We start from the raw sequence: 14,305 nt of genomic DNA on the forward strand, positions 1-14,305 counted from the left end.
ACCATTCTGGCACATTGCGATGCCGTGCGGGGAGGACGGCAACCACCCCATCTCAAAAGGCAGCTTCGGCTGCCTTTTCTGCGTTTGGAACTGTTTAAATTCAGTTTCACATTCCCTCGTGCAGCGTAACTCACTCTTGAAAAGACCAAACGGCGACACTTAGAGTTTTGCTGCGTTCCATACTCATCACACCTCGCCCGCCTGTTCTTTGCCATACGGTTTGACCGGAATTTGTTTTCCACTTCAAAAGGGTTTGCCATGCCAACCGCTTCCGCCCCCCATGCACGGGGCCTGTCTTTGCTGAATGATGCCCGACTGAACAAAGGCACAGCCTTTTCTGCAGAAGAACGACGGCTCTATGGCCTTGAAGGCTTGCTCCCTACCCATGTGGAAAGCCCGGAGCGGCAGGTTGAGCGTGTGCAACGCCACCTTGATACCAAACCCAATGACCTTGAACGGTATATTTATCTGAGCGGCCTGCGTGACCAGAATGAAACCCTGTTTTTTAGGGTTCTGATGTCAAACCCCGCCAAGTTTGTGCCTATTGTGTACGCACCAACTCTGGCCACGGTCTGCAAGCAGTTCAGCCATATCTATCGTCGCCCGCGCGGCATGTATATCAGCCTGGACATGAGCGGTCGCATTGAAGAGGTGTTACGCAACTGGCCTGTAGAAGATGTACGGGTTATTTGCGTCACCACCGGTGGTCGTATTCTGGGCCTCGGCGATATTGGCGTAAACGGTATGGGCATTCCTATCGGGAAGCTCCACCTTTACACGGCCTGTGGCGCAGTACCGCCGGATGTGCTGCTCCCCATCCAGCTGGATATTGGCACCACCAACAGCGCCCTGCGGGCAGACCCCCTCTATCTGGGCCTGCGGCGTGAACCGCCCCCCGAGGAAGAGCTGGACGCTTTTGTGGAGGAGTTCATTCAGGCTGTCCGCACCGTTTTCCCGCGCTGCGTTATTCATTTTGAAGACTGGAAAGGCACAGACGCCATCCGGTATCTGGCACATTATAAAGACCGTATCCGCTGCTATAATGATGATATTCAGGGTACTGCCGCCGTCACGCTCGCGGGGCTGATCAGCGCCCTGAAAATCAAGGGCGAATCGCTTAAGGACCAGCGAATCCTGTTCCTTGGCGCTGGGTCTTCCGGGTTGGGCACGGCAGATATGCTTGTCTCTGCCTTCAAGCTGGAAGGATTGTCAGAGGAAGACGCGGTCTCACGCATCATGCTGATGGATGTAAACGGCCTGCTGGAAACCTCCCGCACGGACTTGTCCCCCTCCCAACAGCGTTACGCCAAGACGCTTCCTGCCTCCCGTGATCTGCTGAATATGGTCAAGACATTCAAACCTACCGTGCTGGTTGGGGTCTCGACGGCTGGGGGAGCGTTCACGCAGGAGGTGGTGGAAGCCATGACGGCCCTCAATGAGCGCCCTGTCATTTTTGCGCTCTCACTTCCTGAAAAAAATAGTGAGTGCACGGCGGAGCAGGCTTACGAATGGTCCAACGGGCAGGCGCTCTTTGCGGCTGGTATTCAGTTCCCTGAAGTTAAGTTGAACGGCAAGACCCATTATCCTGGGCAGGCCAACAATTTTTATATTTTCCCGGCTCTTGGGTTGGCCGTATACGCCACCTGCCCTGACATTATTACCGATGATATGGTGATTGAATCCGCCAAAGCCTTGGCTGATCAGGTGAGCCCTGTTTATCAGGAGCGTGGCCGGTTATTCCCGCCCCAGAGCGATATTCTGGAGGTTTCCATTACCTCTGCGGCGCGCATTGCCGAGTATATTTTTGACAAGGGTGCCGCAACCGTCGAGCGCCCGCAGGATATTCGGGCCTGGATTGAGAGCCTGACATACTCCCCACGGTACCAAAGCTAGACTCAGGGAGGCCGCAGAGCCGGAAGGCTTAGGGCACAGAGGCCGATTCTCTCTTGAGAATCGGCCTTTTCCTTATCCTGCTGAATTCAATGAATCAGGAAGCTGGCGTGAACCCGAAAACCTGTCCGTAAAAGGAAAGTTCAGCCGCTAAGGCCCGACGCAGCGTGCTTTCCTGCCGGAACCCATGCCCCTCCCCTGCGAATTCATGAAGTGTGCAGGATGTACCAGCTTTCTGAAGGGCTACGGCCATGCTGTGCGCCTGATTGGGCGGCACAACCGTGTCATCCAGCCCCTGCAACATGAGAACAGGCGCTTTGATCTGCGCTACCACGCTGATGGGCGAGCGTTCAAGGTAGACCGATTCGGCTTCCGGCCAAGGACCAATCAGCCCATCCAGATACCGGGCTTCGAATTTATGTGTTTCTGCCGCCAAAGCCCGCAGATCCGTCACCCCATACAGGCTGACCCCGGCAGCAAACAAAGAAGAAGAGGCAAGCGCCACTAAAACCGTCATCCCCCCGGCACTCGAACCACGAATTGCGAGTCGCTTGGGATCAACGCGGCCTGTGTTCACCATGTGCTGTGCAGCGGCAATGCAGTCTGCCACATCCACAACACCCCACGCGCCTTTCAGCCGGTTGCGCCATGCCCGGCCGAATCCGGTGGACCCTCCGTAATTCACATCGAGCACAGCAAAGCCGCGCGACGTCCACCACTGTACCTTAAAGGAAAAGCCTTCCTGTGCTCGGGCTGTGGGTCCACCATGCACAAGCACAATCATGGGTGGTTTTTCTCCTTCTGGTACGCGGGCTCTGCTATTTGCAGGCGCATAAAAAAAGGCATGACCAAGCGCTGGGCCATCAGGGTCAACGGGAAAGCGAATCGTCTCCGGCTTTGAAATATCGTGTCTATCCAGAGTTAAGTCAGCGGCCCGTTGCACAACATGCGCCACCCCACCCTGTGCTGTCCCAACCACTACGGCAGGCAATGCGTCACAGGGAGCTTCCAGCCATGCAAACCGGCCATCATCAAGCCGAACAGGGCATTGCTCCGGGTGGGCATGAAAACGCGTTACAGCTCCCGCTGCATCGGTGATCTGGCAGCGGGTTGTGCCATCCTGCACGGCCAGCACCACACATCCCCCCTCGGGCAACGGCTGATAGCTCCGCTGCCCGAACACCCAGGCAGGCTGACCAATTTCGCCCTCCGGAACAGGCGCGGGCGTTAAAGCAACATCACACTGCTCAAACTCCTGCGGCTGTATGCACCAGACGGTCCAACTACCAGTACGGTCAGACACAACCTGAAGCGTGCCATCCGCTGCCCAACGTGGTTCTATGAGGGATTCATCGTGCGTTGCCCCGGCCAGAACATGCCGGTTTGACAGACCAGAAATCTGCCCTTCCGGTGTACGTACCAGTGTGGCGCCGCAAAGACGTGTCGAATCCCACGGCATATTCGGGTGTTGCCACTCAATCCATGCCAGATAACGTCCATCCGGAGACACACTGGGCGCGGCCAGAAAATCCGGGCCCATATGCAGCACCTGTTCCGGGCCAGCCTGTACGCCTTTTTCAGTTGGTGTGAGCGCAAAAGCCACCAAAGCTGCTTTTGCTTCCCCCTCCGTGCGATGATCCTCCCGCACAGCCAGAAGGCAGGACGCATCCGGAGCAAAGCGCAGGTCAGCGTAGCGCAGACCGTCTGTGTGGCTAAGGCACAGCGGGGCCTCTGTATTTTTGGCAAAGAACCACAGTGCCCCGGATTTTTTCTCTGAAAATGCGACATGACCATGCCCCACTGCATACGGGGCACCGCCATATTCATGCACACGGGTGCCAACATCATACACCGCAGGCAGAACATCCTGCGCGCCAAGGTCTTCCTGCCACCGCCGCAGCACTGTGCGCCCTTTTTCGGCAGGTCTGCGTTCAAGCCAGTACACCATGGCACCATCGGCACTCACCTCAGATAGAGAGAGCGCCTTACCTGCCACTAGATCAACTGTAACCGGAGAGGGCCATGACCCACAGGGCAAAGGCTGACGGGCAGGAGCAGGCGTGGTGGAAACAGACATGGCAGTTTTCCTGACTACAGAAGCAAATGGCAAAAGCTGTTTCATGCCACATGGAAGCGACAAGACAGAGCGCCTATCTTCAGGCATGATACCGGTAGCCTCAACCCCCTTAGGGGCAGCACAGCAGAGACTGCCATGGCACCGCAGACTTTGCCCCACCATGGCACATGCTTGACACTCTGCCGTCTACAGGCTTCCTGCCTGCAAGACCTGCCATAGACAGAACTGGATGCCCTGTCCTGCTACACACTCTTGAATCCTTCTTTTCGCTTCAGCACCTCAACAGTCTGTTTGCTCATTACGGCTACGCTGTTGTGGGGATTGTGGTCATGCTGGAAAGCATGGGGTTTCCGCTACCAGCAGAAAGCCTGATCATAACTGGTGCGCTCTTCTGCGCGACCACCCATAAGCTCAGCATTACCGGCGTTATTATTGCTGCCGTGGCTGGTGCTATTATGGGCGATAATTTTGGCTACCTGATAGGGCGAGCCCTCGGCCTGAAGCTGTTGCAGAAATACGGCCCCAAATTCGGCCTGACACCTGAGCGCCTGCTGCTTGGCCGCTATGTATTTTTAAAGCATGGCGGGTCTGTTGTATTCTTTGGCCGCTTTATTGCCGTGCTGCGCATGTTTGTTGCCCTGCTGGCTGGCGCGAACCATATGCCGTGGCATACGTTTTTATGGCACAATGCGTTGGGTGGACTGTGCTGGGCTGGCGGTTACGCCATCGGCACTTACCTGTTGGGTAATGAGGTTCTGAAACTATCCGGGCCGGTTGGTATCGGGTTTGGTATCTGCGCCATCATTATCATCGGGGGCTCGTTCCTGTTCCTCAAACGCAATGAGAAACGTCTGACGGAGGAAGCCATGAAAGCCGCGGAAAAAGACGACCGTTTGCGGATAGCCTCATAATGCTGGGCCGCCATGAATGGGCCGTAACGGCCAAGCAACCCAACCTTGACGGACGGGTTGCCCTCATAACAGGTGCCAATAGCGGGCTGGGGTTTGAAGTGGCCTGTGGCTTGGCCACGCGCGGTGCACGGTTATTACTGCCTGTACGGAATGCAGAGCGCGGCACAGCAGCCCTTGCAGCGCTAAAGGCCCGTTGCCCCACAGCGCTAGTCGAGATGCTTACACTTGACCTGACATCTCTACACTCCGTAGCCGCCTGTGCAGCAGAGGTTGCCCAGCTTACGAACCGGCTGGATATTCTGGTTAATAACGCTGGTATTATGGCACCGGCCCAGCGGCAGGAAACGCAGGATGGGTTTGAAGTGCAGTTTGGCACCAACCATCTTGGCCATTTTGCCCTGACCTACCACTTACGCCCTTTGCTTGAGGCAGCACCGGGCGGTGGCGTAGTGACAACCGTTGCCAGTCTTGCTGCCTGCAAAGGGAGCATCCATTTTGACGACCTACAGTCCCGGCACCGTTACAGCCCGTTTGGGGCGTACCAGCAAAGCAAACTAGCCAACCTTCTGTTTGCACGGGAACTGGCACGCAAAGCGGGTGAAGCTGGCTGGAATATTCATTCTCGCGCGGCCCATCCGGGCTGGTCTTCTACTTCCATCATCGCCAATGGCCCGGCCTCTGCGCTGCCTGAAGCCTTGGGTAAGGTAGAACGCGTGCTGGGCGGTGCAGTTTTGCGCGTTATGGGACAGTCGGCTGCGCGTGGGGCAGAACCGTTGCTTTATGCCACGCTGGCTCCCACCGCACGGGACGGCGATTATTATGGCCCACAGGGCACCAAGGAGCGCCGGGGCCAACCGGGACCAGCGCATGTTCCTGCCGCTGCGTTAAAAGCCAGTACGGCTGAGCGCCTATGGGATGTGTCCGAACGCCTGACCGGTCTGGGTTGGTAAGACTAACAGGCTGGTAACGGTAGCGGGCTGGTTAAAGCCAGCCCGTACCTTCTGCCTATTTCCGCCGTTCGCGCCCGGATGTGGTGCGGGTGCGGCTCTGCTGTCGCAATACGCTTTCAATCCAGTCATTCAATTTGCGTGTTGTCTCCTCCGCTTCCTCCCGGTCAGGGTAGAAATCAGGGAAGCGCAACGCCAGCCAGCGCCATGCGACCAAGCGTTTATGCCGCTTTTCTGCGCGCTCAAGCTCTTCACGGCTTGCCCGCTCACTGGGTGGTAGCCTGCCTGTACCAGGTGGCATGACACGGCGGCCCGCAGCGTGATCAGCCGCCCAACCTACCAGACGCTTAATCCCGTTATCGCGGTCATCTACGGGGCACATAGCGTAAGACCAGCGGGTTGTGAGATCCAGTCCCTCCACCCCTTCCAGAGCGGACGCAATGTCAAAGGCTTGTTCCATATCCGCAAGGCGGTAATTGGGGTCATCCTTACGCAGCACTGCGCGATGAATGCGTGACAGAACGCCATAAAGACTTTCCGACCCAATTTCAGCCGCAACGGCTTTCACAATATCTGCATCAGGTTGCACATAGGGGCGCAGGTCACTCTGCTCTTCCGTATCAGCTTCAAGCTGACGGCGGATAAAGGAGGGGCTACCTGCCCCGGCCAATACGGCTACCGTACCGACCTCATGCTTTCCGTAACGGCCAGCACGCCCGCCAATCTGCTTGACCTCCTGCACAGTGAGGTCACGAGTCTGGCGGCCATCAAACTTCTTGAGTGCGGCAAAAACCACACGCTTGATGGACAGGTTAAGCCCCATGCCAATGGCATCAGTTGCAATCAGAATATCAGCAGCACCGGAGTTAAAGCGCTGGGCTTCCGCGCGGCGTACTTCCGGGCTGAGCGCGCCATACACCACGGCAACCCGTTTCCCGTGCTGCATGAGGGCTGCACGCAGGTCCAGCACTTCGCGGCGGGAGAAGGCTATCAGTGCATCGCCTGTTGTCAGGTCTGCCAACTTGACGGGCTGACTGGCTGACCGCAGCGGGCTTTTACGCTCCAGTGAAATTTCATCCACCGGGTCACCGCAGAGTTCAGCAATACGCCGCACCATAGGAATACAATCCGGCGCGCCCAGAATATACAAATGCCGCGCCGGTGCCCCCATAATGGCAGCCGTCCATGCAGCCCCACGGTCTGTGTCAAACAGCATCTGGGCTTCATCAATCACCGCAACATCAACGGGATTATAGAAGGGGCACATTTCAACCGTAGCAGCCAGATGTTTGCTGCTGGGCACCAGAATGCGCTCCTCCCCGGTAGAAAGCGAAGCCTCCACGCCACGAGACGCCAGAGCTTCCCGGAATTCATGCGCCAGCAACCGCAGGGGGGCCAAAGCAAGCCCACTATCGGCCTGCGCCAGAGCATTCAGGGCCGTGTAGGATTTGCCGCTATTAGTTGGGCCAGTTACCAGCGTAATCTGCCGATTCAAGGCACGGGCGGTACGGAAATGGGCCGCATACCGGTCTAGCGCTGCCACACGCGCGATAACGGAATTGGCCACCTTGCGGCCCATATCTGCCTGAACACGGGGGCTGCCAGGGGTTGCTGCTGCCGTACCGTCCCGCCATTCCCCCAGTTTGTCGCGCAGGGCAATTAGTTCGGCAGGGTCAAACTCCCACCGCTCACGACCACCCGATTCGCTGACCTTTCGGGCAACAGGCAGCCTGTTCTCTGCAATCCAGCGTAGGGCCTCCTTGTGGGAGCAGCGCAGCAAGCGCGGCACGTCCTTGAACGGTACGAGGCTTTCTTCCCACGCAGCGAGGCGCTGTTCTTCCTTCTGGCGTTTTTCCTGCGCGGTACGCTCAATAGTGTGGGCAGTTTTCTGGCGCTGGGCTTCGTCTCTGCGCGCCGTGTCCAGAAACGGGTCTCCTTCCGGCAGGCCAAATGCAATAGCAATGGCCATAAGCAGAAGGTCTATCTGACCGGGGGATAAAACGCGCCCTGTATCCAGCAAGTCTGCCTGAATGGCGTCAAAAACCTTGCGCGGCGTGGCGGCATAAGACCGCAGGCGCTCCTGTGCAACGGGTGCCAAGGCCCGTTCCAACACGGTATCATTCGCCTCAGGCTCGGTGATGGTGGCAACCGCCTGCTCGATCTCGTCCCGCGTCACCCAGATGCGCCCACTCCGGCGCGTCAGGTCAACAAGGCGGGAGATACGCTTTTTGCGGCGCACGGTGCAGAGAATATCGCGGAAGGTTTCATCCGGAATGTCCCGTGCATCCGGTTCCAGCGCACGGGCAACACGGCGGATAACTTCCTGCTCTTCCTTGGGGTCTACTGCAAACCCTGTGCGGGCGGAAACATGGGCAAACGCCTCGCGGGCGGGGGAAGCAAAAGGTTCTGACGTCATGCCATTACTCTTGCGCTATCACGCGGTGCGGAACAATGCCCTGCGCGCCAAAACACATGTGTTTTCACATAACCTTTCTGCTTTTCAAACACGCCCCTACAAAAGCAGAATGTGGGATTCACGCAGCGCTGCGTGACTATACCGGCACTATCCTGCCAAAAAACTGCTCTGTCCCACGCTGTAGAACGGTACTTTATTCTATTGCTAACCCCTTGTTTACGATGGAAAAGCATAGCACCCGTGCAGGAAGCAAGGAGGGGCTTTGTTCACTTTAAGCTGGCAGAAAACCGCCGCACCCCTTAGAAACGCCGCCACACTATACGCAAAAGCGCACCCGCAATCAGGAGTATAAAGCGGCCCATGTCTGACACCACGACAGAACAGCTGACCGGAACCTTCTCTGACATTCTGCCCAAAATGACGGCTGACGAAGTGCCTACAGCCCTTCTGCCGGTCGAAGGGCAGGAGGGTGTATGGCACCTTGCGCCGCCCACTAAGGAGTATGGCCACCTCTACCCGGCAAAAGTGCTGACCGTACACCATTGGACGGAACGCCTGTTCAGCTTCACCACGACGCGTGACCCCGGCCTGCGCTTTGAAAACGGGCAGTTTGCGATGATCGGGATTGAAGTGAACGAAAAGCCGCTACTGCGCGCTTATTCTCTGGCTTCTCCCAACTATGAAGATGAACTTGAGTTCCTCTCCATTGCTGTGCCGGATGGCCCGCTGACCTCCCGCCTGCGCCATGTCAAGGTTGGGGACACCGTACTGGTGGGCCGCAAACCAACTGGCACCCTAATTCTGGATAACCTGCGCCCGGGCCGTAACCTGTACTTCCTGTCCACAGGTACGGGGCTTGCCCCTTTCATGAGCCTGATCAAAGACCCGGCCTGCTATGAAAAATACGAAAAGGTTATTCTGAGCCACACCGTGCGTCTGTCTGGCGAACTGGCTTATTACAACCACATTCGCCACGAACTGCCCGAACATGAGTTTCTGGGAGAAGATATTGCAGGCAAGCTGCTTTACTACCCAGCCGTAACCCGTGAAGAGTATGCCGTAACAGACCGTATCACCAAGCTGATTGAAAACGGTCAGATCTTCCGTGACCTCAACATTCCGGAACTGGACCCTGAGCATGACCGTGTCATGATCTGTGGGTCACCTGAAATGCTGGCCGATACGGAAGCCCTGCTTCAGGCGCGTGGGTTTGATGAAGGCAACATGTCCAACCCCGGCTCTTATGTGGTGGAAAAAGCCTTCGCCGGACGCTAAGGGTCTCTTATCTCTTTTTCAGACCCAACACACCAAGGAGCCTGCACCATGTCCCACGAGTTCGATCTTCTTGTGATTGGTGCAGGGTCTGGCGGGGTACGCTGTGCGCGTATTGCCGCCAGCCATGGTGCCAAAGTTGCTATTGTTGAAAGCCGCCACTGGGGTGGCACCTGCGTCAATCTGGGCTGCGTCCCTAAAAAACTGATGGTGCAGGCCAGCGAATATGGTGACTTGGTGGATGACAGCCATGCTTTTGGCTGGTCCAGCACACGCGGTACCCACGACTGGGCGACCCTGATAGCCGCCAAAGACAAAGAAATTACCCGCCTGAACGGCATTTATGTGTCCATGCTGGAAAAAGCAGGCATCGCCCTGTTTACCGGCCATGCACGGTTTGAAGATGCCCATACCGTTGTGGTTGAGCCATCGCCGCTGGCTCCTGAGGAGACCCCGCGCACGGTAACAGCCCAACGGATTGTCATTGCCACTGGCTCTACCCCACTCAAGCTGGATATTCCGGGCGCAGACTACGCCATTACTTCTGACGAGGCCTTCCACCTGACTGAGCGCCCGCAGCGCGTGGTGATTGTAGGCAGCGGCTATATTGGCGTGGAATTTGCCGGTATTTTTGCAGGTCTCGGCTCTACCGTTGATATGGTGCAACGCCACGATCTACCCTTGCGCGGTTTTGATGAAGACCTGCGGAAAGAATTGAAGGATGCCATTGCCGTGCGTGGCATCACCCTGCACTGCAACGCCTCCCCCACACGTATAGAAAAGACAGGCACCGCCTACACCGTCAGCCTGAATAACGGCCAGACGCTGGACGCAGACTGCGTGTTTTTTGCCGTAGGCCGCCGCCCGAAGATCGATTCGCTCGGGTTGGAGAAAGCTGGCGTCAGCACAGCCAAGGGTGGCCGCATTGCCGTGAATGACAGGCAGGAAACCAGCCAGCCAAACATTTACGCCATTGGCGATGTAACAGACCGCCTGAACCTGACCCCCGTTGCCATTGCAGAAGGCCATAATCTGGCAGACAGCCTGTTTGGCAAGGAGCCGCCGCGCACCTGGTCTCTCGACACCACACCCAAGGCGGTCTTTTTCTCTCCTCCACTCGCATCAGTCGGTCTGACGGAAGAGGAAGCCGCCAAAAACGGTGTGCTGGATATTTACCTGACCCGCTTTACCCCCATGCGCCACACCCTGAGCGGCCGTAAAGACCGCAAAACCATCATGAAACTGGTTGTGGACCAAGCCAGCCAGAAAGTGGTGGGTGCGCATATTCTGGGTGATGATGCTGCCGAAATGATGCAGGGCGTAGCCATTGTCGTGACTGCCGGCCTCCGGAAAGTGGATTTTGACCGCACGGTTGGCATCCACCCGACCTCCGCCGAGGAACTGGTCACTCTGCGTACCCGCACGCGCGAAACACCAAAAGCCAGCTAAGACGCTTTTTACCACGCCCCTGACAGGAAAAAGCCCCATGCCCCTTTCCAGCACCCCGCCCCATGCCGCTGCTACGGCCCACGACTCCTATGATCTGGTCCTGAAAGGCGGCTCCGTTGTGCTGCCGGACGCCACGGTCATAACGGATGTCTATGTGCGCAATGGCCTGATTGCCGCCATTGGCGGGCAAGGCAAAGTCGAGCGCACGCTGGACTGCACAGGGCTGACCATTCTGCCGGGCGTCATTGACACACAGGTTCATTTCCGTGAGCCGGGGGCTACGGAAAATGAGGATCTGGAAAGCGGAAGCCGCGCCGCTGTACTCGGTGGCGTGACAGGCGTTTTTGAAATGCCCAACACCAAACCCACCACATCCACGCCCGAAGCTGTGGCAGACAAGCTGGCCCGCGCCAAAGGCCGCATGTGGTGTGACCACGCATTTTATGTGGGGGCCACCAGCGACAACGCAGACCAATGTGGTGATCTTGAAAAACTGCCGGGCACAGCAGGCATCAAAGTGTTTATGGGCTCTTCCACCGGTAATCTTCTGGTCTCTGAAGATGATATGCTGGAGCGCGTCTTCCGTTCCGGCCGCCGCCGGGTGGCCATCCATGCAGAAGATGAAGCACGGCTGAAAGACCGTGTGGACTACCGGGTGGAAGGCGACCCCTCCTCTCACCCTGTCTGGCGGGATGATGAAACCGCCCTGCGCGCCACAACCCGCGCCCTCCGCCTTGCGCGTAAAACGGGCCGCCGGGTTCATATCCTGCACATCACCACACCGCAGGAACTGGAACTGATCTCACAGCATCGGGACATTGCCACCTGTGAAGTCACTCCCCAGCATCTGACGTTAGCGGGTGAGGAAGCCTATGCCCGCCTTGGGACGCTTGCGCAGATGAACCCGCCCATTCGCTCCGGTGCGCATCGTGATGGGCTGTGGCATTGGGTGAGTCAGGGCATGCCGGATGTTATTGGGTCCGACCACGCTCCGCATTCCCTTGCCAACAAAAACAAGCCTTATCCGGCCTCTCCATCCGGTATGCCGGGGGTACAAACATTGCTGCCCCTCATGCTGGACCACGTGGCCAATAACCGCCTGACCCTGCGCCGCCTTGTGGACCTGACCTCCGCCGGGCCACAGCGCCTGTTCGGCCTTGTGCGCAAAGGCCGCATTGCTGTGGGATATGACGCTGACTTCTCCATTGTGGACCTGAAAACCACTTGGACCGTGGAGCAGGATTGGCTGGCTTCCAAATGTGGCTGGTCTCCCTTTACCGGCACGCAGCTTATGGGCCGCCCTGTTGGCACCATTGTGCGAGGGCACCAGGTCATGTGGGAAGGTACGCTGGTTGAGCAGGCCATTGGCGAACCTCTGAAATTTGACGCGACAGACCGCCCTGCGGTCTGATAAGCAGCCTTTTCCTTTTTAAGGTCCTGTTCTTTTTGACACATCCGGGCAGCTACTGCCCGGATGTTTTTTGTCTTTTATCGCCTGACGGATTGCACAATGCCCACGCCTGACAAAACCCTGAAACTCGGTCTGGATTTTGGCACAACCAACAGCGTTGTTGTGTTGGCCCACCCTGATGGCAAAACGGAAACCCTGCGTTTTACCTTCCCTGAACACCCGACCTCAGACACCTGCCGCACCCTGCTGTGTTTCTGGCAGGAAGAAGTGGGAGCCCGCATTGTCCAGCAGGAGGCCATAGGCGCTGCCGCCATTGATGCATATCTGGAAGATCCGGCGGATTCCCGCATGATCATGTCCATGAAGTCTTATCTGGCGCAGAAATCTTTTCGGGAAACACAGGTCTTCAGCCGCCGCCTGAGTTTGGAAGCGCTTATTGCGCATTTTCTGGCCAATTTGATGAAAGCTGTGGGCGTCAACCCAAACGGTGTGCATGTGACCGTAGGGCGGCCCGTCGAGTTCGCAGGTGACTTTCCTGACGATGCGTTGGGTGAACAACGGTTACAGGACAGTTTTAAAGCTGCCGGTTTCTCTCACGTTACTCTGGCGTGGGAACCAGAGGCCGCAGGCTGGCGCTTTGCCCAGCGCCTGACGGAACCCACCACCATTCTGGTAGGGGACTTTGGTGGCGGCACCAGTGACTTCTCGGTCATGCGGTTTGACCCGGCCAAACCCGGCCACGCCGAACCCTTAGGCCATGCCGGTGTTGGCATTGCCGGAGACCAGTTTGACTACCGGATTATCAATACAGTCATTGCCCCTCTGTTAGGCCGGGACTGCACCTACCGTGTCATGGGCGGAGAGCCTCTGCCTGTACCCATAGAATGGTATGCAAGTCTGGGCCGTTGGCACCGTCTGGCCCTTATGCGTACACCCCAGACCCTGCGCGCCATGGAAGATGTTGCCCGCACGGTGTCAGACCCCGCCAAGCTACGGGCCTTGATTGATCTGGTGCAGGACCAGCAGGGGCAGGCCCTCTACCGTGCCGTTGGGGCCGCCAAAAGTGCTCTCTCCAAAGCTGAAAGCACCGAGCTATGCTTCCAGCACAGAAGTTTTCACGTCAAACACACCATTACCCGTGCGGATTTTGAAAGCTGGATTGCGCCAGACCTTTTACAGTTTGACCGTGCGGTTGATCAGGCATTGGAAAATGCCGGTTTACCGGCCTCCGCAGTTGACCGTGTGTTCCTGACCGGCGGAACCTCTTTTGTTCCAGCAGTACGCCGCCTGTTTACTGACCGTTTTGGCGAGGAGCGCGTGGATATGGGCGGCGAGTTTGTGTCTGTAGCCGAAGGGCTTGCCCTTATGAACGGTCAGGCCTGACCCGTTACAACCCACCATAAAAAAGGCCATGAGGAATACTCCCCATGGCCTTTTTTATATCTGTGGTACGCCAGCGCAGCGCTTACGGAAATGATGTCCGCTGGAACTTGAAGCGATCTACCAATGCGCGGAGAGGGGCAAACTGTTCTTCTGAGAATGTCTCAGTGTGCACATGTTGGCCATCCGGGCTTTCAACAAATACGGTTGCGTTCCAGTCTGCCGCACTAATGCCGGTCCATAGGGTCAGGTCCAGCACTTCCTGCCCGTTCTGATCTTTCAGGCTGACGCGGGAATCCCCTGAAGACGGAGGGGTACGGTTCAATGGCCCCCAGCCTCCCTTATGGCCTTCAAACCATGTGTTGAGGGTTTTTACCTCATCGGCTGTCAGCGCACGTTTGTGCCGCATGGGTCCTACCTCAATCTCGCCGCTCGCCACCTGTGGGAACGTGATGGGCTTGAGGTTGGGGAGAGCGAATGTCCAGATCAGACTCGCGGTACCAACTGTCAGAATAAAAAAGCCGATCAGAAAGACCGTTTCTTTTCTCATGC

At 57.3% G+C, this 14,305-nt stretch carries 10 protein-coding genes; 7 read left to right on the forward strand and 3 right to left on the reverse strand.

The window, feature by feature from the left end; translation table 11 throughout:
• Window positions 1-258 precede the first annotated feature (258 nt).
• Window positions 259-1,893 carry an NAD-dependent malic enzyme gene (locus ACTIDN_RS03160; protein ID WP_415508723.1) on the forward strand — a complete coding sequence of 545 codons (1,635 nt, stop codon included), beginning with the start codon at window positions 259-261 and terminating at the stop codon, window positions 1,891-1,893.
• Between the two features lie 94 nt (window positions 1,894-1,987).
• Here the strand turns inward: ACTIDN_RS03160 and ACTIDN_RS03165 are convergent, their stop codons facing one another.
• Entirely contained in the window at window positions 1,988-3,967 is a 1,980-nt protein-coding gene (locus tag ACTIDN_RS03165) for a prolyl oligopeptidase family serine peptidase (RefSeq protein WP_441375949.1), read from the reverse strand.
• Between the two features lie 329 nt (window positions 3,968-4,296).
• Here ACTIDN_RS03165 and ACTIDN_RS03170 point away from each other — a divergent pair, with 329 nt between their 5' ends.
• Window positions 4,297-4,878 (forward strand): DedA family protein, encoded by a 582-nt coding sequence (locus ACTIDN_RS03170; RefSeq protein WP_441376016.1) that lies wholly within the window; start codon window positions 4,297-4,299, stop codon window positions 4,876-4,878.
• Window positions 4,878-5,828, forward strand: a complete 951-nt coding sequence (locus ACTIDN_RS03175) for an SDR family oxidoreductase (RefSeq protein WP_441375950.1) — start codon at window positions 4,878-4,880, stop codon at window positions 5,826-5,828. The genes ACTIDN_RS03170 and ACTIDN_RS03175 overlap by 1 nt, the downstream gene beginning before the upstream one ends.
• Window positions 5,829-5,883: 55 nt before the next feature.
• Here the strand turns inward: ACTIDN_RS03175 and ACTIDN_RS03180 are convergent, their stop codons facing one another.
• Window positions 5,884-8,241, reverse strand: a complete 2,358-nt coding sequence (locus tag ACTIDN_RS03180) for a helicase-related protein (RefSeq protein WP_441375951.1) — start codon at window positions 8,239-8,241, stop codon at window positions 5,884-5,886.
• A gap of 417 nt (window positions 8,242-8,658) precedes the next feature.
• Here ACTIDN_RS03180 and ACTIDN_RS03185 point away from each other — a divergent pair, with 417 nt between their 5' ends.
• From ACTIDN_RS03185 to ACTIDN_RS03200, 4 genes are all read left to right on the forward strand, one after another.
• A complete protein-coding gene (locus tag ACTIDN_RS03185; RefSeq protein ID WP_048839176.1) occupies window positions 8,659-9,516 on the forward strand; it encodes a ferredoxin--NADP reductase in 858 nt (285 codons plus the stop codon).
• Between the two features lie 48 nt (window positions 9,517-9,564).
• Window positions 9,565-10,962, forward strand: a complete 1,398-nt coding sequence (gorA, locus tag ACTIDN_RS03190) for a glutathione-disulfide reductase (protein ID WP_441375952.1) — start codon at window positions 9,565-9,567, stop codon at window positions 10,960-10,962.
• 37 nt (window positions 10,963-10,999) lie between these two features.
• Complete coding sequence (locus ACTIDN_RS03195; protein ID WP_441375953.1) at window positions 11,000-12,373, forward strand: dihydroorotase; 1,374 nt, start codon at window positions 11,000-11,002, stop codon at window positions 12,371-12,373.
• 99 nt (window positions 12,374-12,472) lie between these two features.
• Window positions 12,473-13,756 carry an Hsp70 family protein gene (locus tag ACTIDN_RS03200; protein ID WP_441375954.1) on the forward strand — a complete coding sequence of 428 codons (1,284 nt, stop codon included), beginning with the start codon at window positions 12,473-12,475 and terminating at the stop codon, window positions 13,754-13,756.
• Between the two features lie 82 nt (window positions 13,757-13,838).
• Here the strand turns inward: ACTIDN_RS03200 and ACTIDN_RS03205 are convergent, their stop codons facing one another.
• Window positions 13,839-14,303 carry a hypothetical protein gene (locus tag ACTIDN_RS03205; RefSeq protein ID WP_415508717.1) on the reverse strand — a complete coding sequence of 155 codons (465 nt, stop codon included), beginning with the start codon at window positions 14,301-14,303 and terminating at the stop codon, window positions 13,839-13,841.
• Between the last annotated feature and the right edge of the window lie 2 nt (window positions 14,304-14,305).

This window comes from Acetobacter sp., assembly GCF_052102375.1.
Lineage (GTDB): Bacteria > Pseudomonadota > Alphaproteobacteria > Acetobacterales > Acetobacteraceae > Acetobacter.

Bases quoted from the DNA above. Each gene is read 5' to 3' on its own strand.
- ACTIDN_RS03195 (WP_441375953.1), top strand. From the start codon at position 11,000: ATGCCCCTTTCCAGCACCCCGCCCCATGCCGCTGCTACGGCCCACGAC.
- ACTIDN_RS03160 (WP_415508723.1), top strand. From the start codon at position 259: ATGCCAACCGCTTCCGCCCCCCATGCACGGGGCCTGTCTTTGCTGAAT.
- ACTIDN_RS03200 (WP_441375954.1), top strand. From the start codon at position 12,473: ATGCCCACGCCTGACAAAACCCTGAAACTCGGTCTGGATTTTGGCACA.
- ACTIDN_RS03205 (WP_415508717.1), bottom strand. From the start codon at position 14,303: ATGAGAAAAGAAACGGTCTTTCTGATCGGCTTTTTTATTCTGACAGTT.
- ACTIDN_RS03170 (WP_441376016.1), top strand. From the start codon at position 4,297: ATGCTGGAAAGCATGGGGTTTCCGCTACCAGCAGAAAGCCTGATCATA.
- gorA (WP_441375952.1), top strand. From the start codon at position 9,565: ATGTCCCACGAGTTCGATCTTCTTGTGATTGGTGCAGGGTCTGGCGGG.
- ACTIDN_RS03165 (WP_441375949.1), bottom strand. From the start codon at position 3,967: ATGTCTGTTTCCACCACGCCTGCTCCTGCCCGTCAGCCTTTGCCCTGT.
- ACTIDN_RS03180 (WP_441375951.1), bottom strand. From the start codon at position 8,241: ATGACGTCAGAACCTTTTGCTTCCCCCGCCCGCGAGGCGTTTGCCCAT.
- ACTIDN_RS03175 (WP_441375950.1), top strand. From the start codon at position 4,878: ATGCTGGGCCGCCATGAATGGGCCGTAACGGCCAAGCAACCCAACCTT.
- ACTIDN_RS03185 (WP_048839176.1), top strand. From the start codon at position 8,659: ATGACGGCTGACGAAGTGCCTACAGCCCTTCTGCCGGTCGAAGGGCAG.